This window comes from Metabacillus sp. 84, assembly GCF_050107715.1.
Taxonomy (GTDB): Bacteria; Bacillota; Bacilli; order Bacillales; family Bacillaceae; genus Metabacillus_B.
Genome location: NZ_JBNILN010000013.1, coordinates 1 through 22,716, shown reverse-complemented (window position 1 = coordinate 22,716; position 22,716 = coordinate 1). Strand labels below are relative to the sequence as shown.

The window sequence follows — 22,716 nt, the reverse complement described above, 5'->3', positions numbered from 1 at the left end:
GGGCACACCTCACTCCTGTATCACATTCATGACGATGGCATCTTTGCTTATTGTGAGCTCTTCACTTAAAGGGTTCACTTTTTTGCGCCCCTCGGTTAAATCCGCAAAGAATCCGTCTGTCAGTTCGTATGCTACGATTGTGCCCAGTTGTTCTGAAAAATATACGTCCTCCAGGAGACCGAGCTGTACTCCGTTTTTAGAGTATACGGTTTTGTTCAGCAGCTTTCCGTGTCCCTGGAACCGGTAATCCTCTTTTGCAGCGGCGAGCGGCTGCAGAAGTTCGGGATTGCCAACCATTACTCCATCCTCTCCGACTGACGAAATACAGGACAGAGGAATAAAGCGGTCTTTTTTGAACAGGCCTTTTCCATCTATTACCAGTCCGGAAACACGGCCGGCTGCACTGATGACGAGGTCCGTCACTTTGCCGATGCAGGCTGCGTTTCTTGCATCAAAAACCGGAAGTCCTTTTAATGTTCCGTATGTCCGCAAGATGATCTCCACCTTTCCGAACACTCTTAGGATTCTTCGGCTTGTCCCCGGTCATACGGCGTAACGTTTTCCATTCCGGTGCTGGCTTACAGGTTTGAACTTCCCCAGATGTGGTATTTAATAACAAAAAAGAGGACGTGAATTTATGGATGAACATAAAGATGTCGAGGTTAGAGAAAAAAGAAAGGACTCCAGTCTTGTTGCTTCCACATTTATCAAATACGCCGCATACTTAATCATTTTTTTCGGAGTCATTTGGTTTTTGATCAGCTATATTTTACCGATGTTCAATTAATTGAACAAAGCAAAAGCCGCCTGTTATCCAGCAGGCGGCTTTTTGCTTTGGATTCATTGAGCCGGAGGGTCTGGTCATCTTACATAAAATCAAAGGGTGTTGCATTCCCCATTCCGATATTCGCATCCTTAACATCAAATGGAAGAAGTTTCTGAAGATTATCTTCCTCCCCGGCTGACTTGTTCAGGCGCTGCCTCAGAGAGGTCTGTCGTTCCAGCTGATCCCTGTTTTCGATGCCGCGTTTAAAGGCTTCCTCTTCTCCGCACATGATTAGAAATTTCTTGCTTCTTGTTATCGCGGTGTAGATGAGGTTTCTCCTTAGCATTCTGTAATAGCTTTTCACAACAGGAAGAATGACGACGGGAAATTCACTTCCCTGTGATTTATGAATGGAGCAGCAGTATGCATGCGTGAACTGCGAAAAATCCGATCTTGTATAGGTGACTTCGTTTCCGTCAAATGAAACAACAATCATGTCTTCTTTTTCTGTATTTTCCTTTGCATAAAAAATCGATTCAATCTCACCCATATCACCGTTATAGACATGGCTTTCAGGCTGATTGACGAGCTGAAGGACTTTGTCTCCGATTCTATAGACGAGGTCTCCGAATTTCATTTCCCGTTTTGTGGAGGATGCAGGGTTAAAAATATCCTGGAGAAGAATATTCAGCTGGTCGATGCCTGCAGGACCTCTGTACATTGGCGCCAGCACCTGAATATCACGGGCGGAAAACCCCTTTTTCTTTGCATTCTCCACGACTTTCCGAACGACTTCCTTCACTTGGCCGGAGCCGCAGCGGATAAAAGAACGGTCTGCCGTTGGAGTCCTTAAATCGTCAGGAGCACGGCCTTCTTTAATATGATGGGCAAGCTCGATGATGGAAGATCCTTCTGCCTGGCGGTAAATATCCGTCAGTCTCACCGTTGGCACTTCATTTGATGCGAGAAGGTCCCGGAGCACCTGGCCGGGTCCGACGGAGGGCAGCTGATCCTCATCTCCTACCATAACCACTTGAATTTGCTTGGGCAGGGATTTGAAAAGCTGATTGGCGAGCCAAATATCCACCATCGACATTTCATCGATAATCAGGAGCTTTCCTTCGATCGGATTGTCTTCATTGCGGTCAAAGCCTTCCGCTCCATTCCAGCCGAGCAGCCTGTGGATGGTTACAGCCGGCATCCCTGTCGATTCGCTCATTCTTTTAGCCGCCCGTCCTGTAGGCGCTACAAGAAGGATTGGGAATGGCTCATCTTTTTTATAATCACCTGGATCAAGAGAACAGCCGTGCAGATCTGAATAAAGCTCGACGATTCCTCGGATAACCGTTGTTTTTCCGGTCCCGGGCCCTCCTGTCAGCAAAAGCATCGGGGTCATTAAGGCCCGCTGTATGGCTTCCTTTTGGCTCGGAGCGTACGTAACCTTCATTCTTTCTTCTAGATTTCCGAGGGAAAGAAGAAATTCGGACTCTGGGAACAGTCCTTCATATTCGGTTTGGTCAAGAATCTGCTGAATATGCTCCGCTACTTTTTTTTCAGAGTAATAAAGAATGGGAAAATAAATCTTGCCTTCATCGGCAATGAGCTGCTTGCTTTCGGCGAGTGAAGCAATCTGCCTCGAGATTGCATCCGCCCCTACAGCGCCCTGATCGGAGCTGTTCAGCAGCTGCATCGTTTTATCGGCGAGCTGATCCTCCCGCAGGTATACATGGCCCTCTTGTGAACTGGATTGTTCGATTGTATAAAGGCAGGCTGCATTAATCCGCTCTGCATTGCTGCCAGAGATCCCAAGCTGCCGTGCAAGCTCATCAGCTTTGCCGAAACCAATGCCTTCCACATCCTTCACAAGCTGAAAAGGATTTTCCTGTATTTTCTGAAGCGTTTCATCCTGATACTGCTGATAAATCTTCATGGAAAGCTGCGGTCCGAAGCCGAATTGCGACAAGGAGATCATGATTTGCTCAAGTCCCTGATGCTGCTTCAGCGTTTGCGCTAAAATATCGGCTTTCTCTTTATTGACTTTCGGAATGCTGTGCAGCACGGCGGGGTCCTGCATGATTTTTGAGATGGCAGATGTTCCAAGATTTCCCACGATGATTTCTGCGGTTTTTTTCCCGATCCCCTTAAATAAATCACTTGATAAATATTGGACAATGCCCTCTTCTGTATTCGGAATATCCTTTCGGAAATGCTCTGTTTGAAATTGCATTCCGAATTTCGGATGATGCTTAATCATCCCGTAAAATATGTAAGTTTCTTCCTCTGAAAGGAGGGGGAAATATCCGGTTACTGTGACGTCTTTTTCATCGATGTCCAAATTGGATTCAACTTGTCTTGCTTTCAGAACAGTATACAGGTTTTTTTCATTGTGGAATATGACGGCTTTAATGATTCCTTTTAAAAATGGTTTGTCCCCGCTATCTCCATTTCCCAATTCATCTATGGACATTTGCATCACGCATTCCTCCCCTCCCTGGCTCCTCTAAGCTTATCCCTGGGCCATTTCCTGCGGCCGGTGAACAGCCATGATTACCATTATTTTAACGCTTCTTCCATCAGCTTTTTGCCATTCAAAGCGAGAACGTGGTCAGGCTGGATACGAACCGCTTTCGCAAACATTTCATAGGCTTGCTGTGCTTTTTCTTCAAATGAAAACGCAACACCAAGGTTATAATAGGCATCGGCATGATTTGGATCGAGCTCTGTTGCTGTTTTAAATTCGTTCGCCGCCTGACTGAGCTCTCCCTGTGAAGCAAGGCACAATCCATATTGGAAGCGGGCATCGGCGTCCTGGCCGTTTAGCTCTACTGCTCTCATAAAGTATGGAAGCCCAAGTCTTTCCTTATTCAGCTGAACGAGAGACATACCTGTCATAAAATAGGCGTCCGCTTCCTCTACGCCTTCAGTGATAGCCGATGTAAAAGCCTTGGCTGCCTTTTCATATTCTTCTTTTTCGTAGTAAACATTTCCTTTGCCGTATAGAGCGGTTCCTGACTTAGGGTCAAGCTCAATGGCTTTATTAAAAAAGCTTTCTGCTTTTTCAAATTCGCTGACTGAAGCAAGCAGATTTCCAAAATTCACATAGAAGACCGGATTGGCAGGATCCTCTTCGATCGCTTCTGTGAAGTGCCTGGCAGCCTGCTCAAGTTCGCCTTGTTTCATGGCTTGGATGCCTAATTGGTTGTTATCCATGTTCCATGCTCCTCTCTGTGTGCAACGTTCGCACCGTATCAACTGTTTCTGGAAATAGGCAAAGAGGACCGCCCGCCATTTGCCAGACCTTGATCATCAGCGGTTGCTGATTGGCTGAACATCTTTCGGAGCAGTCCTGCTGTGCATTTATCCTACGTACATTAATTTTTCGCTGTCTCTGAAAACTTCATCGATGGTCCCTCCGCCGAGGCAAGCCTCTCCATCGTAAAAAACGGCGGCCTGACCTGGTGTAACGGCTCTGATCGGTTCTTCAAACGTAATTTTTGCCGTTGTTTCAGTAAGCATAGTTACTGTTACTTTATGATCGCTTTGACGGTAGCGGAATTTAGCTGTGCACTGGAAATCTCCTTCAGGTGCTTTGCCTGCCCCCCAGCTGATGTCTGTTGCGATAATGGAATCGGAATAGAGAAGATCATTGTGAAAGCCCTGATCGACAAACAGAATATTTCGTTTTAAGTCCTTGCCGATAACGAACCACGGCTCACCGCTTCCGCCGATTCCAAGCCCATGTCTTTGACCGATCGTATAATACATCAGCCCGTCGTGCCGGCCCATTTTTGCGCCGGACAGGGTTTGCATTTCTCCTGGCTGTGCAGGGAGGTAGCCGCTAAGAAATTCTTTGAAATTGCGCTCTCCGATGAAGCAGATTCCGGTACTGTCTTTTTTGGAAGCTGTGGCAAGCCCTGCATTCTTCGCCATTTCCCTTACTTCGGATTTATCAATGCCGCCAAGCGGGAACATCACTTTTGAAAGCTGATCCTGGCCAAGCTGATTAAGGAAATAAGTTTGATCCTTGTTTTCGTCGACGCCTCTCAGCATTTTATAGATGCCGTCCCGCTTCTCCACTCTAGCATAGTGGCCTGTAGCGAGATAATCTGCCCCCAGGGACATGGCATGATCAAGAAAGGCTTTAAATTTAATTTCTTTATTGCACATGACGTCCGGATTCGGAGTCCTGCCCGCTTTATATTCATCCAGGAAGTAGGTAAATACCTTGTCCCAGTATTGTTTTTCAAAATTGACGGCATAGTACGGAATGCCGATTTGGTTGCAAACCTTAATGACATCGTTGTAGTCTTCGGTCGCCGTGCAGACGCCGTTTTCATCGGTGTCATCCCAGTTTTTCATAAAAATACCGATGACATCATATCCCTGCTCCTTCAGCATTAGCGCTGCGACAGAGGAATCGACGCCGCCGGACATCCCAACGACCACACGTGTATCCTTAGGTGCTTTTTCCATTTGAATTTCACCTCTTTTCTATGCTGTAAGCCGTTTTACAATAGCGGCTGTTTTTCGGGCTGCGGTTTCAACCTGTTCCACTGTATTGCCAAAACCAAAGCTGAAGCGGATGGATGAAGCCGGTCTGCCAGAGTCTTTCCCGAACATCGCTGTCAAAACGTGGGAAGGATCAATCGAGCCTGCTGTGCAAGCCGAACCGCTTGAGGCTGAAATACCTGCTAAATCCAGGTTAATCAGAAAGGATTCGACGTTCGTGCCCGGAAAATACACATTCAGTATATGAGGAAGACTGTTTTCCGGGGAACCGTTCACTTCAAATAGAATCCCTTCATCACGAAATACGTCCAGCATTTTACGCTTCATGGCCAAATACTCTTCAGCCTTCTCGTTTCTTGTCTGCTCAGCTAATGCCGCTGCTTTGTGCAAGCCTGCTGCGCCTGCGGCGTTTTCAGTTCCGGCACGTCTTTTCAGCTCCTGCTCGCCTCCGAATACCTGCGGTTTCAGCTTGATTCCAGCTCTTACATAAAGAAACCCTATTCCTTTTGGCCCATTCAGCTTGTGGCCTGAAACAGACAGCAAATCCGCACCCATTTCTTTTACATCAAGCTTGAGCACTCCGAATGCCTGAACGGCATCCGTATGAAATAAAGCCTGGTGATTTTTCAGCCGTTCACCAATCTCGTTCACCGGCTGTATGGTTCCGGATTCATTGTTCCCATACATAACTGTTACAAGAATTGTGTCATCCGTAAGTGCCTGTTCAAAATCATGAAGTGAAATCATCCCCTCTTCGTTAACAGGGAGATAGGTTACACGAAATCCTTCTTTTTCAAGAAATTGGCATGTGTGAAGCACAGCGTGGTGCTCTACTGCTGTTGTAATAATATGATTCCCTTTTGAACGGTTTGCGTATGCCGTTCCCAATATTGCCATGTTATCGGCCTCTGTACCGCCGCTTGTAAAAATAATTTCATTCGCCTGAGCTCCCAAAATGGCTGCAAGATCTTCTCTTGCAGCGTCCAGAATCCTCCTGCTTTCCCTGCCATGGGCATGAATGCTGGATGGATTGCCGAAGGTTTCAGCCATAAAGGAAGTCATGGCATCTATAACAGCAGGATGCATGGGCGAGGTCGCAGCATGATCCAAATAAATCCGAGACATAAACTCACCTCTTTAAATATAAGCACCGCCTGCCTGAACGGCTGTACGGTCTAAACCGGTTTTCCGCCGGGCCGCAAAGTTCTGATCGGCAGAAGCGGCCGCCTAAATATAAAACATATACGGTTCCTGTTCTCCATCCGTATAGCTTGCAAGATCATCAAGTGTTGTATTATCGAGGACATCTTTTACCGCATCACGGATCCGGATCCAAAGCTCCCGTTTGGCAGGCTCTTCATCTTCCAGCACTTCTACAGGACTGATCGGCCCTTCAAGGACACGGATGATATCACCGGATGTGATGTTCACGGGTTCATCTCCGAGCACATATCCCCCGTAAGCACCTCTGATGCTTTTAACGAGACCTGCATTTCGCAGAGGAGCAATCAGCTGCTCAAGGTAATGCTCTGATAGATCATTTGTCTGGGCAATGCTTTTTAAGGATGTCGGACCTTCTCCATGCTTCTTTGCTAATTCAATCATGATTGTCAGGCCATATCGGCCTTTTGTCGATATTTTCAATCAAAACACCCCTAACCCGGAATCGTATCAAAAGGACATCTGATAAAAACAAATATTCCTCACCTTTACACTAAAGATGTTTACCGGCCTCGCCAGCACACATTAATCTATTCGTCATGTGCACAGCTTAAACAGATCTCTGCTTTATGCACAATCTATATATCCATGAAAACCTATGCTATTATACCACATTTAGCAGGGGGTCCGCTTGAAAACCGCAGGACTGATTGGAATATTATAATGAAATCAGGCGCTGAATGCAAAGAATCTGTATTTTAGCAAACAAATTAAAAACGTACTATAATGGGGAGCAGACATGCATGGATGGGGAGAGATTGAATTGAAGCCTCTTGCTTACAGAATGAGACCGAGAAAACTGGATGAAATCATCGGACAGGAACATTTGGCTGGAGAAGGCCAGATTATTTGGAGAATGGTCCATGCCGGCTACTTAAGCTCGATGATTTTATACGGCCCGCCCGGCATAGGGAAAACGTCAATCGCTGCTGCTATAGCCGGGAGCACCGGGACCGCATTCAGGACATTGAACGCGGTCATACACAATAAAAAAGATATGGAAATTGTTGCTGAGGAAGCCAAAATGTCCGGCAAGGTCATTTTAATCCTGGATGAAGTCCACCGCCTGGATAAAGCAAAACAGGATTTCCTCTTGCCGCACCTCGAAAATGGCCGGATTGTATTGATTGGAGCGACAACGAGCAATCCATATCATGCGATAAACCCTGCTATCCGCAGCAGATGCCAGATTTTTGAGCTGAAGCCGCTTGCGGAAGAAGAAATTAAGACCGCGCTTTTACGTGCGATTGAAGATGAAGAGCGGGGGTTCGGAACGAAATCCATCGAGGTTTCAAAGGAAGCGCTTGATCATTTAGCCGCAGGGAGCGGAGGTGATGTCCGCTCTTCGCTGAATGCGCTTGAGCTTGCCGTTTTGTCCACACCTGAAAATGAGAAAGGCATCATCCGGATTGAGTTAAAAACGGCAGAGCAATGCCTCCAGAAAAAAGCGTTTGCTCATGACAAGGATGGCGACGCCCATTATGACGTTCTCTCCGCTTTTCAAAAATCGATCCGCGGTTCTGATGTGAACGCGGCCCTCCATTATTTAGGCCGATTAATTGAAGCCGGTGATCTCGTCAGCATTGCGCGAAGACTGCTCGTCATTTCGTATGAGGATATCGGCCTTGCAAGTCCGCAGGCTGGAGCCAGGACGCTTGCAGCCATTGAAGCTGCCGAACGGCTCGGATTTCCGGAAGCAAGAATTCCGCTCGCCAATGCTGTCATCGAGTTGTGCCTATCGCCTAAATCCAACTCGGCTTATACGGCTCTTGACGCTGCACTTGCGGATATCAGATCAGGGAAATCCGGCGATGTTCCAGCGCACTTAAAGGACGCCCATTACAAGGGAGCCAGCAAGCTAGGGCGCGGAATAGGCTATCAATATCCGCACGATTTTGAAAACGGCTGGATTAGACAGCAGTACCTGCCGGATTCTCTAAAAAACAAAAGCTACTATTCTCCGAAGACTACAGGTAAATTTGAACAGGCTCTAGCCCAGGTTTATAAGAAGCTGAATGGCCAGGATTCATAGCTTAACCGACTCTTCCAATAAAGTTTCTCAGCAGAAGATGAAAAATCGCACACAAAAAAAGACCGGGCTCCACCGGTCTTTTTTGTATAGGCCATTATGCCTGATTGGTCGGTCTTACAGTCACTTCGTTCACATTGACATGATCTGGCTGCGAAACGGCATAGTATACCGCTTCTGCTATATCCTCAGCGTTCAGAGGCTTCACATCTTCCATCATATCCTTGAATAGGCTGTGAACATCCTCATCGGTAATATGGTTAGTCAACTCTGTCTGAACGGCTCCCGGAGAAATGTTGGTTACTTTTATAGGCGTATTAGCCAATTCCTTCTCCATCCCCATCGAAATCGCACGGACTGCATATTTGGTTGCACTGTATACGGAAGAAGATGGGAACACTTCATGGCCGGCTACAGATGATACGTTAATGACATGGCCCTCACCTGCTTCAAGCATACCCGGCAGTACAGAGTGGATTCCGAATAGAACTCCCTTTATATTCACATCAACCATTTGCTCCCATTGATCGACATGATCATTTTTAAGGAAGGACAGCAGCATAATTCCGGCATTATTAATGAGAATGTCTACTTTTCCGAATGTCTCCCTTGTCTGATTGGCAAGCTGCTCTACAGCTTCTTTGGACGTGACGTCTGTCGGAATCGTTAATACTTCAGTTGAATAGGAGCTTTTTAATTCATCCGCCAGTGCATTGATCCGGTCCTCTCGTCTTGCGGCCAGAACGATATTTGCTCCCTCAGAAGCCAGCTTTTTGGCAATCGCCTCTCCGATTCCGCTGCTTGCTCCTGTGATGATCGCTGTTTTTCCCTGAATTGAAGTCATTTTATCTCTCCTTTTATTATCGTGACTTCTTATCTATACCCTTTTTGTTAAAGGTTAAAAATCCACGGGAACATCGAACCACAGGCTGGGCATCGCAGGAATTTTCCGCCGGATAGCTTTTTTCATATTCCTTGCAGCTAAATAAAGCAGCCTTAAAGGCTGCTCAGTCATTTACACGATGAATTTTAATGTCCTTAAGGAGCTTCATGATGACATGTCCTCCCATAATCAGCCCTGCCACTGAAGGGACCCAGGCATTGGAGGAAGGCGGCATTTTTGCTTTTCGGATGGGTGCATCCTCTTTTCCGACCACCTTGCGCACGTCTTCGCGGATCACGATCGGGCTTTCATCTGAAAATACGACCTCTATCCCTTTATGGATCCGCTCTTTTCTCAGCCTCGTACGAATAACTTTAGCAATGGGATCCGTATGGGTTTTGGAGATATCCGTCACTTTGAACCGTGTCGGATCCGTTTTGTTGGCAGCTCCCATACTGGAGATAATCGGAATGCCGCGTTTCAGACACTCTTTCATCAAGTGGATTTTATAAGAAATGGTGTCCGACGCATCAATCACGTAGTCAAGCCCATAGCTGAAAAATTCCTCATAAGTTTCTTCTGTATAAAACATTTTCAGTGAGATGACCTCACACTCCGGATTGATTTCTTTAACCCGGTCTCTCATTAAATCTGCTTTCGGCTGGCCGACCGTAGAGACAAGAGCATGGATTTGACGATTGACGTTGGTAATATCCACATCATCTTTGTCTACAAGAATTAACCTGCCGACTCCGGACCGGGCCAGAGCTTCCGCAGAAAAGGAACCGACTCCCCCGATTCCGAGCACGGCAACCGTACTGTTTTTTAATAATTCCAGGCCGTCTTTTCCAATGGCCAGTTCGTTGCGGGAAAATTGGTGCAGCACATTTACTCACTCCAATAAAAGGATAATCTTCTCATTAAAAACTGCATGAGCAAGCTTTGCCCATGCAGATATCGTTTATGGCCAAATGGGCTTAGTCCCAATCGTGCCGTCGAATTTCATCCTTTGTTTTGAACCCGCTCTCAGCAGGTGGGTGCCCTGTTCTGGAAAATTCGCAAGTCCTTATAAAGGCGTTTACTCATCCCAAAAACGCGGGCTCCCAATCAAAAAAATGTTCGGTCAAAACTCAAGGTTTACAACGTACACATCAGGACTTGGGCCCGTCTTTTTAAAAATTATACTATACCGGATTTTTCTAATCAAGGGGAATCCGGCCGATCCTCATTCACGTTACTTTGACTTTCTCGCAATATGCAATTCATCCAGCTGGGCATCACTGGCTTCACCAGGTGCATCGGTCATCAGGCAGCTTGCACTGGCTGTTTTAGGAAACGCAATCGTGTCACGAAGGTTGCTTCTTCCGGCCAGCAGCATGACAAGCCTGTCAAGACCGAGCGCAATTCCGCCATGCGGAGGAACTCCGTACTCAAAAGCCTCGAGAAGGAAACCGAATTGATCCTCCGTTTGCTCCTTGGACATTCCAAGCAGTGCAAACATTTTTTCCTGAATCTCTTTTTCAAAAATACGAATGGACCCTCCCCCCAGTTCATATCCATTGAGAACCAGGTCATAGGCTTGAGCTTTCATACCGGCGGGATCGCTCTCAAATTTATCCAAGTGGTCACTGGACGGCATGGTAAATGGATGATGGGCTGCATAATAACGGTTTTCTTTTTCGTCGAATTCAAGCAGCGGCCAATCTACCACCCATAGGAAGTTGAACGTGCTTTCGTCAATCAGGCCAAGCTCTTTGCCGAGTTTCAGGCGGAGAGCTCCCAGTGAATCGGCCGTTACTGATTTTTTATCCGCTACAAAAAGGAGAAGGTCTCCAAGCTCTGATTTGAGAGATGCAGTCAGGCTATTCTGTTCTTCTTCGGAAAAGAACTTGGCAATGGGACCTTTCAATCCATCTTCTTCATGCTTCAGCCAGGCAAGCCCTTTGGCGCCGTAAGGCTTTACAAACTCAGTCAGCGCATCAATATCTTTTCTGGAATAGGTAGAGGCTCCGCCTTTTACACAAATGGCCTTGACTTCTCCTCCAGACTCAACCGTACTGCTGAATACCTTAAATCCGCTGGAGGCAGCAAGCTCTGAAATGTCTGCAAGCTCCATGCCGAACCGGGTATCCGGTTTATCCGAACCATAGCGGGACATCGCTTCATCATAGCTCATGCGCGGGAGGGGAAGCTGGATATCCACACCCTTGACTGTTTTCATTACATAAAACATCATGTTCTCGGCCATCTCAATGATCTGGTCCTGGCTCATAAATGAAGTCTCAATGTCGATTTGAGTGAATTCAGGCTGGCGGTCTGCCCTTAAATCTTCATCACGGAAGCAGCGGGCAATTTGATAGTATTTATCAAATCCTGAAACCATGAGCAGCTGCTTAAACAGCTGAGGAGACTGAGGCAAAGCATAGAATTCGCCTTCGTGCACCCGGCTCGGAACGAGATAATCCCTGGCTCCTTCAGGAGTGCTTTTCGTTAATACCGGTGTTTCAACGTCAAGAAACCCATCCTGGTCCAGGAATGTACGAATTGCCTTGGTCACATCATGCCGCATCTTAATTGTGTTGTATAAAGCCGGCCGTCTTAAGTCCAGGTAGCGGTATTTCAGGCGCACGTCCTCTGAAACTTCCTCTGATTTGTCATCAATCATAAACGGAGGAGTTTTCGATGCATTCAGGATCGCTACAGATGAAGCATGAATTTCAATGCTCCCCGTTTTCAGGTTGGGGTTGATTGTTCCTTCCTCTCTTTTGGAAACCACCCCTTCTATATCAAGGACAAACTCACTGCGCACATCATTCGCCGTTTCCCACGCTTTCTTCGCATCTTCCGGATTCACAACGACCTGGACAATTCCTGTCCGGTCACGAAGGTCGATAAAGATAAGCCCGCCAAGGTCGCGTCTTTTTTGCACCCATCCCTTTAATATCACTTTCTCTCCAATAGCTTCCGGAGTCACTTCTCCGCAGTAGTAAGACCTACCAAACATGTTTATCTCTCCTAACTTTCATTTAAGATCGCTTTGACTGAATTACCGAGGCGAGTTCGGATATCGGAACTTCCTGCTGTTCGCCTGATTCCATATCTTTCAGCGTAATGGCCTCCCGGTCCAGCTCGTCATCGCCAAGAACGGCTACAAAACGTGCCTTAAGCCGGTCTGCGGATTTGAATTGGCCTTTCAGTTTTTTATCTTCATAATCCCTCTCCGAAGATAATCCCGCTTTTCTAAGATCATTCAGGATGGATACGGAGCGGTCTTTTGCTTTTTCTCCCATATATGCGACAAAGCAGTCGATCGAAGCCTCTGCGGGAAGCTCGGCTTTCTCTGCATCAATTGCCGCCAGGAACCGTTCGAGGCTCATCGCGAATCCGATTCCGGACATTTCCGGTCCTCCCATTTCTTTGACAAGACCGCTGTAGCGGCCGCCGCCTGCAAGGGTGGTAATGGCGCCAAAGCCTTCTGCATTGCTCATAATTTCAAAGGCGGTGTGGTTATAATAGTCCAGTCCGCGGACGAGATTTTTATCGACTGTGTAGCTGATGCCGAGCTCGTCCAAATAGAATTTTACTTTTTCAAAATAGGCTGCCGATTCCTCATTCAAAAATTCCAGAATCGAAGGGGCGGATTGAATCAGTTCATGCCCGCGGTCTTTTTTGCAATCAAGGATCCGGAGCGGATTTTGAGAAAGCCGATTCTGACAGTCAGAACAAAACTCATCGATGCGCGGATTAAAATGGGCCACTAACGCTTCTTTGTGCTTTGTCCTGCTCTCGAGGTCGCCAAGACTGTTAATGACAAGGGATAAATTCTTTAGCCCCGCCTTTTGGTAGACGCTCATTGCCAGAGAAATAACCTCTGCGTCGATAGCCGGGTCCACGCTTCCAATTGCTTCAATTCCGAATTGGACAAACTGGCGGTATCTTCCGGCCTGAGGTCTTTCATACCGGAACATCGGTCCAATGTAATAAAGCTTAACGGGCTGCTGGGGTGCAGCGTGCATTTTGTTTTCAACAAAGGATCTTACCGCAGAAGCGGTTCCTTCCGGACGGAGCGTCATGCTCCTTCCTTTCCTGTCTTCAAAGCTGTACATCTCTTTTTGAACAATATCAGTGGATTCCCCAACGCTTCTCAGGAAAAGCTCGGTGTGTTCAAAAATGGGGGTCCTGATTTCTTTGTATTGATACATGCTGCAGACTTCTCTTGCTGTATTTTCAATGAATTGCCACCGTTCTGACTCTCCCGGCAGTATATCCTGGGTTCCTCTTGGAACTTGAAAAGCCATTTTCATCACTCCTGTTGTCATTATAATCAGGGTTTAAAAAACCCGTATAAAGCATTTTTTTGGTGTAGACCGATTCCTTTCTTTTGCTGAAAATAAAAAAAACTCCCATCCCTGCAAAAATCGCAGGGACGAGAGTTTATACCCGTGGTTCCACCCTAGTTGAAGCAAAAAAACCGCTTCCGCTCAAACCGTTAACGCCGGCTGCGTCCTATTCCTACTAAGCGGGATGCTTTTCAGATAGAAACCTGAGAAGTGTTCGTTCATTGGATCATCATGGGGAAATGCTTTCAGCCTGGGCATTTCTTCTCTTTCCATGTGTACTTCCAGTTACTTTTCTTCCTCGCTGGTTAAAAATTATGTAAAAGATCTTGTTCGAATTTTATCTTATCATACGCACCTGCAGATGTCATGTCAAGATTGATGTAAATATTTTTTCAGGCTTTTAACATCTTTTTGAGCAAGACCAAATTCCGAAGCCATCTCTGGAGAAGCAGAATCCTGTTCGGTTTTAGAAAGGACGTGCAGATCCGCTGCGAACAGATTTCCCGGATGCTGGTGGGCCAATCTGCCTTTTTCACTGTACCTCATAAAGACTCCCCCTTTCATATGATTCATTTTATCTTGCCCATTTTGACGAAAAAATATTTCAAATGAATCAAGGAATTGCCGATATAAAAAGAGAATTAGGATTTATAAAGGGGGTTCTTATGTTTAAAAAAGCTGCAAGTCTGATTTTATGCATGGTTTTGCTTTTCTCCATGATTCCTGCCAATCCTGATAATGCAGAAGCTGCATCAAAGGAAACCGCTAAGATATTGAACGATACTCTTAATATCCGCAAGGGTCCCGGATTGAGCTATGGGATTGAAGCCATTGCAAAAAAGAACGAAACGTATCCTGTATTAGAGAGAAAGAAAGAATGGGTTAAGCTTTCTCTGCCTGGAAACCGGACAGGGTGGGCTGCAAGCTGGCTCGTCCAGATCCAGTCCTCCTCAAAAACCAAAATGGTCTCGACAAAGTCCAGTGATTTGCGGATCCGCAAGGGCCCTGGTACAGGGTATTCCGTTGTTGGAACATTTCCTGCAGGCAAACAGGCTGCCGTGCTAAAAACAGAAGGAGACTGGACGAATATTTCATACAATGGTGTGAAGGGCTGGATCTCCACCCGATACATTGAGGCGTCTTCCGGCAGCTCTGCTGAAAAAACACAGCCTGCTTCAGGTCCAACCGGTTACATAACGGCCGCCTCCCTGAATGTCCGCTCTGCACCGAATCCGGCTGCCTCTATGCTCGGTTCGGTCAAAAAAGGAACTCCGGTTACCATTTTAAAGACTGAGGGTTCGTGGCACCGGATTTCATACAGCGGAAAAACGGGCTGGGTCAGCAAGGAGTATGTAAAAAGCTCAGTGTCTGAAAACAAAGCTGAAACGAGCGGAACCGTTACTGCTTCATCATTGAATGTAAGAAGTGCTCCTTCCTTGAACGGACGTCTTTCCGGAAAAGTGATGAAAAACGAGAAGGTTCAAATTCTCGAAGAAAAAAGCAGCTGGTCCAGAATCCGTTATAACGGCAGCCAGACAGGCTGGGTCTCCAGTCTGTATCTGAAAAAACAAGGAGAGTCCTCCGGCAAGGAAGCAGCTGGGAAAACAAGCGGATCCATCCGATTAACGGCAAACGGAACAAACATCCGTTCAAACCCGTCTGTTAACAGCCAAATTCTTGCGAGAGGAACAGCAGGCCAGACATTTAAAGTACTTGGCGTTCAAAACGACTGGTATAAAATCTCCCTTTCCGGCGGAAAAACCGGATATGTGGCAGGATGGCTTGCCGAAGATACAACGTATGGCAAAATGATCAGCACCCCCGGGCAGCAGGCAGCTCTAAAAGGGAAAACCATCGTGGTGGATCCCGGACACGGAGGTATTGACGGAGGGGCGAAAGGGGCAGGAGGAACGCTTGAGAAGCACCTCACCCTTAAATCGGCTAACACGCTTAAAGGCAGGCTTCAAGCCGAGGGTGCAAATGTCATTTTAACGAGAAGCTCGGACTTATACATCAGTTTAAGCTCAAGGGTAACTACGGCGCGTGTTAAAGCAGCCGACGCTTTTCTTAGCCTTCATTATGACAGCAATCTGAATAAAACGGTCAAAGGGATGACGTTCTTTTATTATCATTCATCAGGCCAAAAACTAGCCTCCTCTTTGCAAAATGAATTAATTCGCAAAACGGGACTTAAAGATCGGGGCGTAAAATTCGGGGATTTCCATGTTCTCCGCAACAATAACCGTCCGGCTGCTTTAATCGAACTCGGATTTTTAAGCAGTGCTTCAGAGGAAATGAATGTGAACTCCAGCTCCTTCCAGCAAAACGCGGCAACCGGCATTACGGAAGGACTAAAGAATTATTTTAAATAACTAAGCGCGTAAAAAAACCGCACGGATTAATTCCGTGCGGTTTTTGTTGACTGCTTTCCAGGTTCCTATTGGTCCGGACTGTCCACTGTAAGAGTAACCGGGCCGTCATTTACAAGCGAGACGTCCATCATGGCACCGAATGAACCGGTCTCCACTGAGAGTCCCAGCTTCCGGAGCTCTTCATTGAACCGTTCATACAGCGGTTCCGCTCTGTCAGGCTTGGCTGCTGCCATGAAGTTCGGCCTTCTTCCCTTACGGCAGTCTCCATAAAGGGTAAACTGGGATACTGAGAGAACCTCTCCTTTTACATCAAGAATGGAGTGATTCATTTTCCCTGTTAAATCTTCAAAAATACGAAGATTGGCCAGTTTGTCAGAAAGATATCTGGCATCCGCTTCGTTATCTTCATGAGTAATGCCGACGAGCACCAGTATCCCCTTGCCGATTTTGCCTACTGATTTCCCGTCCACCGTTACCTCTGCTTTTTTCACACGCTGGAGAACCATCTTCATTAAAAGGAACCCTCACTTTAATTCATCAATCTTCTAACTGAATAAATATCTGAAATCTGCTTAATCCGTTCTACTACTTTATGAAGGTGGTTGATATTCGCAATAGATAGAGCCATATGGATCGTGGCAACTTTATTGCGGTCCGATCGTCCGGATACAGATGATATATTTGTTTTTGTTTCATTGACGGCCTGAAGCACTTCATTAAGAAGCCCTCTGCGGTCATACCCCATAATTTCTATTTCCACATTGTACTCTTTTTTCCCATCAGGCTGGTTTTCCCATTCTACCGGTATCAGCCTGTCCTTTGCATCATCAGCCTGAATGTTTGTACAATCAGCGCGGTGAACAGAGACTCCCCGCCCCTTTGTAATAAACCCGGCAATTTCGTCTCCGGGAACCGGATTGCAGCATTTTGAAAGTCTGATGAGAAGGTTATCTATGCCTTTTACTTTCACACCCGCGTCCCGTTTTTTATGAGTCGGGTAATGCTTTGTTTCAGTGGATACTTCTTCAACGGCTTTTTCCTGTTCTTCAAGATCACGCTTTTTCCGCCACTTCTCAGTCAGTCTGTTTGCAACCTGCAGTGCTGTGATCCCATTGTAGCCGACCGCCGCAAACATATCTTCCTCATTGGCAAAGTTAAACTTCTCGTAAACGCGTCTAACATTGTCGGCCGCAAGAATTTCCTTAAGATCGAAATCCATATTTTTGATTTCTTTCTCGACCCATTCCTTGCCTTTTTCAACATTTTCTTCACGGCGCTGCTTTTTGAAAAATTGGCGGATCTTATTCTTCGCCTGGGACGTCTGGGCAAGCTTGAGCCAGTCCTGGCTCGGTCCATACGAATGCTTAGAAGTCAGAATCTCGATAATATCTCCTGTTTTCAGCTTATAATCAAGAGTCACCATTTTTCCGTTCACTTTGGCGCCGATCGTCTTATTGCCGATTTCAGAATGGATCCGGTAGGAAAAATCGATAGGCACGGATCCTGAAGGCAGCTCGATGACATCCCCCTTCGGCGTAAATACAAACACCATATCAGAAAACAGGTCAATTTTTAACGACTCCATAAATTCTTCAGCGTTGTTGGACTCGTTTTGGAACTCCAGGATTTCCCTGAACCACGTTAATTTCTTTTCAAGTGATGCGTGATCATCCAGTTCTTTTCCTTCTTTATACGCCCAGTGGGCAGCAATTCCGTATTCTGCAATGTGATGCATGTCCATCGTGCGAATCTGGACTTCCAGCGGATCTCCTTTAGGACCAATCACCGTTGTATGGAGAGACTGATACATATTGGGCTTAGGCATGGCAATATAATCCTTGAACCTGCCCGGCATCGGCTTCCAGCACGTGTGGATAATTCCAAGAACGGCATAGCAATCCTTTATGCTGCTGACAACAATGCGGACAGCAAGCAAGTCATAAATTTCGTTAAATTGCTTGTTTTGCAGCACCATTTTCTTATAAATGCTGTAAATGTGCTTAGGTCTGCCTGAAAACTCGGCTTGAATCTGCACTTCCTGGACGCTGTTCTTCACATCATTAATTACCTCTTCTAAATACTCTTCGCGCTCAGCCCGTTTCTTTTTCATTAAATTAACGATCCGGTAATATTGCTGAGGGTTTAAGTACCGAAGGGCGGTGTCTTCAAGCTCCCATTTGATCTTTGAAATCCCGAGCCTGTGGGCAAGAGGGGCAAAAATCTCAAGGGTTTCGTTTGAAATTCTCCGCTGCTTTTCCTGCGGCAGGTGTTTGAGGGTCCTCATATTATGGAGACGGTCTGCCAGTTTTATGAGGATGACCCGGATATCCTGGGCCATTGCGACAAACATTTTCCGATGGTTTTCGGCCTGCTGCTCTTCATGGGATTTATATTTTATTTTCCCAAGCTTTGTAACCCCGTCGACCAGCATCGCAACTTCGTCACTGAACGCCCGCCGGATATCGTCAAGAGTTACATCCGTATCTTCTACAACGTCATGCAGAAAACCGCCTGCTATTGTAGATGGATCCATGTCCAGATCCACTAAAATACCCGCCACTTGAATTGGATGGATTATATAAGGTTCACCGGATTTGCGATATTGCTCACTATGAGCTTCTTCTGCAAAATCGTATGCTCTCCGGATAAAATCTAAATTGTCGTCAGCCAAATACCGCTTAGCCCGATCTAACACCTGTTCAGCGGTCAGGACTTGTTCATTCGCCATGAAATCACCTTTTTGAAGAAAACTGTATTGTCCCTATTATCGTGAAAAAAAACCGTTCTGTAAAGGGATAGGGAAATAATTAAGACCCCTTCCTGCAAAGCCCGTTAAACAATCCAAATAAAGAAGGCTGCAATACAAGCAGTGGTCGCGCTTTCACCCAAAGTTAAAAAAGCAGAATTTCCCGTAAATTACTTTACAAAACGAACCAAAAAAAGAACCGGCAGCTCAGGCCGGTTCTTCTAGTCAGGATTAATATTGCATGAGCGTCAGGACTTCATAGCCGTCCAGCTTGTCCCGCCCATCCAGATAAGTCAGCTCAATCAGGAAGGCCATGCCGGCAACAACTCCGCCTAGCTCCTCAACAAGCTTAATCGTAGCTTCAATTGTACCGCCTGTCGCCAAAAGGTCATCTGTGATGAGCACTCTTTGACCAGGCTTGATGGCGTCCCTATGAATCGTCAGGACATCCTTGCCATACTCCAGACCATAATCGACCTTTACAACCTCACGCGGCAGCTTGCCTTCTTTTCGAACCGGGGCGAATCCAACTTCAAGAGCATAGGCAACTGGGCATCCAATGATAAATCCGCGGGCTTCTGGCCCGACAACCAAGTCGATTTGTTTTTCCCGGGCGAATTCAACGATTTGGTCTGTGGCATATTTATAAACTTCGCCTTTATCCATCAGTGTTGTGATATCTTTGAAGCGAATTCCGGGTTTCGGATAGTCCTCAACGATCGTTACATATTGTTTTAAATCCATCTTTCGATTTTCCTCCTCAAACTTGAACAGGCGTCCGGGTACTCTTTATCCGCTCATCAAACCATTCCAGCAGCTCGCGGTAAGAGGAGTACAGCAGCCTGTTTTCCAGCTCCATTTGTTCTGTTTTCTGTTTATAGGCAATTGATTCACTTAAATCGCGTTTTGAACCGTTTCGATTAATTGAGATCAGACCATTTTTTATTGTAACAAAATCCAGCTCAAAAAACACCTCAGACATAAAATTGATTGTATCGGATGTCCAGCCTTTGTACTTCGCGAGCTCTGCCCCATGCTTTTTCAGGTCAAACATATCCCTTTTCAGCAAAAATCCATAAAACCATTTAAAGTGCTCCCTGGTTGGAATGGTCGAAAAAAAGTGGGTTTCGGTCTGCAGGAAAAAGGCATAAATTCTTTCAGGAACCCCTCTGGAAAGGAGCGCTGTGAGCATTTCAAGATCACTTGGCACATCCATAAATACAGCATACCTTCCTTCAAGACTGATCGAGGCAGCGGTTTTGGAATTCTTTATATAGATGTGTTCCCCAGTTATTTCTGCAGCGCTTATCTCACTGGCTGCTGGATCCCTAAAATAAATCAAGAGCTTCTTATCTGATGGTACCCTGTCCAAGATCGATTTGATCTGACGCGCACCGCGGTGGTCAAAAAGCTGCCAATCCTGCACGGCTGCATCCTGCAGCATAAACTGAGGCTTTCGGAAATTGTTCCATTCATTGACGGAGAGCTGACCCACTACAGCCACTTTTGAAACCGGGGATATCTCATCATGCAGATACCCAAATCCAAAACCGACACAATCAAGTTTGGTCATCTCCTGTTCAAGTGTCAGCTTAAGATGATTTTGGTTGGAACCAATTTTTCTCATTCCGGAAACGCTCAGGTCCTCAATCATAATCACAGGCTTGGGATTATTCATACCAAAAGGTGCAAGAAGGTTCATTTCCTCTATGGATTCAAGGGTTACATCCTCCAATTGGCACGATAAATCCACCTTGGTGAGCGGGATAAAATCTTCTTCTGTGAGCTGTTCTTTTGCAAGAGCATTAAGGCGTTCCCGTAGCTCATCCACGTCCTCTGCTGCAAGTGTCATCCCTGCTGCCATCGGATGGCCGCCAAAGTGCGGGAGCAGATCACGGCATTCAGACAGATTTTTAAACAAATCAAACCCCGCGATGCTCCGGGCGGAACCTTTTGCTTTTACTCCTTCTTCATCCAAACAGAGAATAATTGCAGGACGGTAAAATTTCTCTACAAGTTTGGACGCAACAATTCCGACCACTCCGGGATTCCAGCCGGTTCCGGCAAGAACCAGTACAGGATACTCTTCAGGAGGATATAATTTCTCTGTCATTTCAATGGCTTCCAGTGCTATATCCTGGACTATTTTTTGTCTCTCGCGATTCAGGCTGTCTATAGATAAAGCCAGTTCATCTGCCCTAACCGGATCGGATGTGCGCAGCAGCTCAACTGCCGGATCAGCAGATTGCAGGCGCCCGACAGCATTAATTCTTGGGGCAATCGCAAATCCGATTGTTTCTTCAGTAAGCTCTCCTTCTTTAGAAGAAGCAGCCTTTAACAACGCTTTAATGCCGGGACGTTTAGTCTTCTTCAGCCGGTCAATGCCTTTATAGGCAATCAGCCTGTTCTCTCCATGCAGCGATACCAGATCGGCGATTGTCCCAATAGCAGCCAGCTCCAAAAACGAATCTTGAACCGTGCTGAGCAATGCATGCGAAACCTTTAAAGCAACACCCACACCCGCAAGCTCCTTAAAAGGGTATATACTGCCGGGCAGCTTTGGATGGACAATTGCCAATGCTTCCGGAAGAACCGGGCCGGCTTCATGGTGATCAGTAATAATTAAATCTACATCGATTTCTTTTGCATAGGCAGCTTCATTAACGGCTGATATCCCTGTATCTACGGTTATAATCAGGGAAACTCCTGATTCCTTAAGCTTTAGAAACGCAGGGTTATTCGGACCATAGCCCTCCGTAAAGCGGTTCGGTATGTAAAAATCCGCATCCGCGCCAAGCTGTTTCAATGTCTCCAGCATGACCACGGTGGAAGTTACACCATCCGCATCATAATCACCGTACACACAAATTTTTTCCTTTTTAATTATTGCTTCATTTATCCGGTCAACGGTCATTTCCATTCCGTTCATCAAAAAAGGATCATGAAAGGATTGCCGGTCCATATATAAGAATGCTTTTGCCGATTCCGGTTCATCAATTCCCCGATTCACAAGCAGGGAAGCAGCCAGAATGCTGATGTTCAGACTTTCCGCAAGCACTTTTGACCTTTGGGCATCTGCGCCAGTAACGTTCCAGCGGGCTTTAGGTTTTAACATTTCTTCACCCCTCAATCATTCTATTATACTTTAGGGCGGATTCCGTTTCAAACGGCATAGGATTCAAAAAGCAGCACGTACTTATCGTTCTCTCGCTTTGCGCATTACCGGAATGCTGGCCGATCGGTGTATTTACAGTTCAAAAAAGCGTAAACGCTCCGGATAAGCGCAAGGAGGCCAATGCCTCACAGCGTAATGAAAAACCCAGCAGAATCATAGCTGCGCTGCGGCCAGCGGACATTCGCTCCGGCAGCGGGGAAGAAACTGCACGGATTTTGTCGAAAAGTCGATATATCGGCAAGGATGGTCGATATATTTACGTTTTGGTCGATATATTTACGTTTTGGTCGATATATTTACGTTTTGGTCGATATATTTACGTTTTGGTCGATATATTTACGTTTTGGTCGATATAATTGAGTTTCGGTCGATTTATATGAAGTTCGGTCGATATAATTGAAGTTCGATCGATATATACGAATTTCGGCCGATATAAAAAAACCAGGCAGATTTATATGAATTCCAACCGAAATGCGACAGCACCAAGTCGATTTATATGAAGTTCGGACGATTTAAATGAAGTTCAGCCGATTTCCGACAAAAACCCGGGTCAAGTCCATTTTTCTGTGTAAAAGTTCATTACAATGTTTTCAAGTTTATAAATTGGATAGGGTATTAATTTATAAAGGGAGAGAACTTAGTTCTCTTGCCCGTCATACATGTACTTTCGATCTC

The 22,716-nt window shown here is 46.1% G+C and carries 18 protein-coding genes, 1 other RNA gene and 1 other annotated feature; of the genes, 3 read left to right on the top strand and 16 right to left on the bottom strand.

Annotated elements, in window-relative coordinates:
• Positions 1–9: 9 nt before the first annotated feature.
• Complete coding sequence (locus tag ACQCV8_RS17020) at positions 10–492, bottom strand: PRC-barrel domain-containing protein (RefSeq protein WP_426846459.1); 483 nt, start codon at positions 490–492, stop codon at positions 10–12.
• A gap of 145 nt (positions 493–637) precedes the next feature.
• Between ACQCV8_RS17020 and ACQCV8_RS17015 the strand changes: the two genes are divergently transcribed.
• Positions 638–787 carry a hypothetical protein gene (locus ACQCV8_RS17015; protein ID WP_426846457.1) on the top strand — a complete coding sequence of 50 codons (150 nt, stop codon included), beginning with the start codon at positions 638–640 and terminating at the stop codon, positions 785–787.
• A 79-nt stretch (positions 788–866) separates the two neighbouring features.
• On the opposite strand, the gene recD2 is transcribed toward ACQCV8_RS17015, so the two are convergent.
• The 5 genes from recD2 to cymR all read right to left on the bottom strand — a co-directional run bounded on the left by recD2 (position 867) and on the right by cymR (position 6,919).
• The gene (recD2, locus tag ACQCV8_RS17010; RefSeq protein ID WP_426846455.1) at positions 867–3,239 is read right to left on the bottom strand and encodes an SF1B family DNA helicase RecD2; all 2,373 of its coding nucleotides are present in this window, start codon (positions 3,237–3,239) and stop codon (positions 867–869) included.
• Between the two features lie 80 nt (positions 3,240–3,319).
• Positions 3,320–3,976, bottom strand: a complete 657-nt coding sequence (locus tag ACQCV8_RS17005; protein WP_426846453.1) for a tetratricopeptide repeat protein — start codon at positions 3,974–3,976, stop codon at positions 3,320–3,322.
• Between the two features lie 147 nt (positions 3,977–4,123).
• Positions 4,124–5,239, bottom strand: coding sequence for a tRNA 2-thiouridine(34) synthase MnmA (gene mnmA, locus ACQCV8_RS17000; protein ID WP_426846451.1), 1,116 nt, complete (start codon positions 5,237–5,239; stop codon positions 4,124–4,126).
• Between the two features lie 18 nt (positions 5,240–5,257).
• Complete coding sequence (locus ACQCV8_RS16995; protein WP_426846449.1) at positions 5,258–6,400, bottom strand: cysteine desulfurase family protein; 1,143 nt, start codon at positions 6,398–6,400, stop codon at positions 5,258–5,260.
• 102 nt (positions 6,401–6,502) lie between these two features.
• Positions 6,503–6,919 (bottom strand): cysteine metabolism transcriptional regulator CymR, encoded by a 417-nt coding sequence (gene cymR / locus ACQCV8_RS16990; RefSeq protein WP_426846447.1) that lies wholly within the window; start codon positions 6,917–6,919, stop codon positions 6,503–6,505.
• A gap of 340 nt (positions 6,920–7,259) precedes the next feature.
• Here cymR and ACQCV8_RS16985 point away from each other — a divergent pair, with 340 nt between their 5' ends.
• Positions 7,260–8,528 carry a replication-associated recombination protein A gene (locus ACQCV8_RS16985; protein ID WP_426846599.1) on the top strand — a complete coding sequence of 423 codons (1,269 nt, stop codon included), beginning with the start codon at positions 7,260–7,262 and terminating at the stop codon, positions 8,526–8,528.
• A 94-nt stretch (positions 8,529–8,622) separates the two neighbouring features.
• Here the strand turns inward: ACQCV8_RS16985 and ACQCV8_RS16980 are convergent, their stop codons facing one another.
• The 6 genes from ACQCV8_RS16980 to ACQCV8_RS16955 all read right to left on the bottom strand — a co-directional run bounded on the left by ACQCV8_RS16980 (position 8,623) and on the right by ACQCV8_RS16955 (position 14,294).
• On the bottom strand, positions 8,623–9,369 hold the full coding sequence (locus tag ACQCV8_RS16980; protein ID WP_426846445.1) for an SDR family oxidoreductase: 747 nt from the start codon (positions 9,367–9,369) through the stop codon (positions 8,623–8,625).
• Positions 9,370–9,532: 163 nt separating this feature from the next.
• Complete coding sequence (locus tag ACQCV8_RS16975) at positions 9,533–10,294, bottom strand: tRNA threonylcarbamoyladenosine dehydratase (RefSeq protein WP_426846443.1); 762 nt, start codon at positions 10,292–10,294, stop codon at positions 9,533–9,535.
• 90 nt (positions 10,295–10,384) lie between these two features.
• Positions 10,385–10,569, bottom strand: a non-coding RNA gene (gene ssrS / locus ACQCV8_RS16970) — 6S RNA.
• Between the two features lie 73 nt (positions 10,570–10,642).
• Positions 10,643–12,412, bottom strand: coding sequence for an aspartate--tRNA ligase (gene aspS, locus ACQCV8_RS16965; RefSeq protein ID WP_426846441.1), 1,770 nt, complete (start codon positions 12,410–12,412; stop codon positions 10,643–10,645).
• Positions 12,413–12,434: 22 nt separating this feature from the next.
• Positions 12,435–13,706, bottom strand: coding sequence for a histidine--tRNA ligase (gene hisS, locus ACQCV8_RS16960; protein WP_426846439.1), 1,272 nt, complete (start codon positions 13,704–13,706; stop codon positions 12,435–12,437).
• Positions 13,707–13,827: 121 nt separating this feature from the next.
• Positions 13,828–14,059: a binding site (T-box leader), on the bottom strand.
• 58 nt (positions 14,060–14,117) lie between these two features.
• A complete protein-coding gene (locus ACQCV8_RS16955; protein WP_426846437.1) occupies positions 14,118–14,294 on the bottom strand; it encodes a hypothetical protein in 177 nt (58 codons plus the stop codon).
• A gap of 119 nt (positions 14,295–14,413) precedes the next feature.
• Between ACQCV8_RS16955 and ACQCV8_RS16950 the strand changes: the two genes are divergently transcribed.
• Positions 14,414–16,120 carry an SH3 domain-containing protein gene (locus ACQCV8_RS16950; RefSeq protein WP_426846435.1) on the top strand — a complete coding sequence of 569 codons (1,707 nt, stop codon included), beginning with the start codon at positions 14,414–14,416 and terminating at the stop codon, positions 16,118–16,120.
• Between the two features lie 65 nt (positions 16,121–16,185).
• Here ACQCV8_RS16950 and dtd read toward each other — a convergent pair whose 3' ends face one another.
• From dtd to recJ, 4 genes are all read right to left on the bottom strand, one after another.
• Complete coding sequence (gene dtd, locus ACQCV8_RS16945) at positions 16,186–16,632, bottom strand: D-aminoacyl-tRNA deacylase (RefSeq protein WP_426846433.1); 447 nt, start codon at positions 16,630–16,632, stop codon at positions 16,186–16,188.
• Positions 16,633–16,649: 17 nt separating this feature from the next.
• On the bottom strand, positions 16,650–18,848 hold the full coding sequence (locus ACQCV8_RS16940) for a RelA/SpoT family protein (protein WP_426846431.1): 2,199 nt from the start codon (positions 18,846–18,848) through the stop codon (positions 16,650–16,652).
• 249 nt (positions 18,849–19,097) lie between these two features.
• Positions 19,098–19,610 (bottom strand): adenine phosphoribosyltransferase, encoded by a 513-nt coding sequence (locus ACQCV8_RS16935; protein WP_426846429.1) that lies wholly within the window; start codon positions 19,608–19,610, stop codon positions 19,098–19,100.
• A 16-nt stretch (positions 19,611–19,626) separates the two neighbouring features.
• Entirely contained in the window at positions 19,627–21,981 is a 2,355-nt protein-coding gene (gene recJ / locus ACQCV8_RS16930; protein ID WP_426846427.1) for a single-stranded-DNA-specific exonuclease RecJ, read from the bottom strand.
• Between the last annotated feature and the right edge of the window lie 735 nt (positions 21,982–22,716).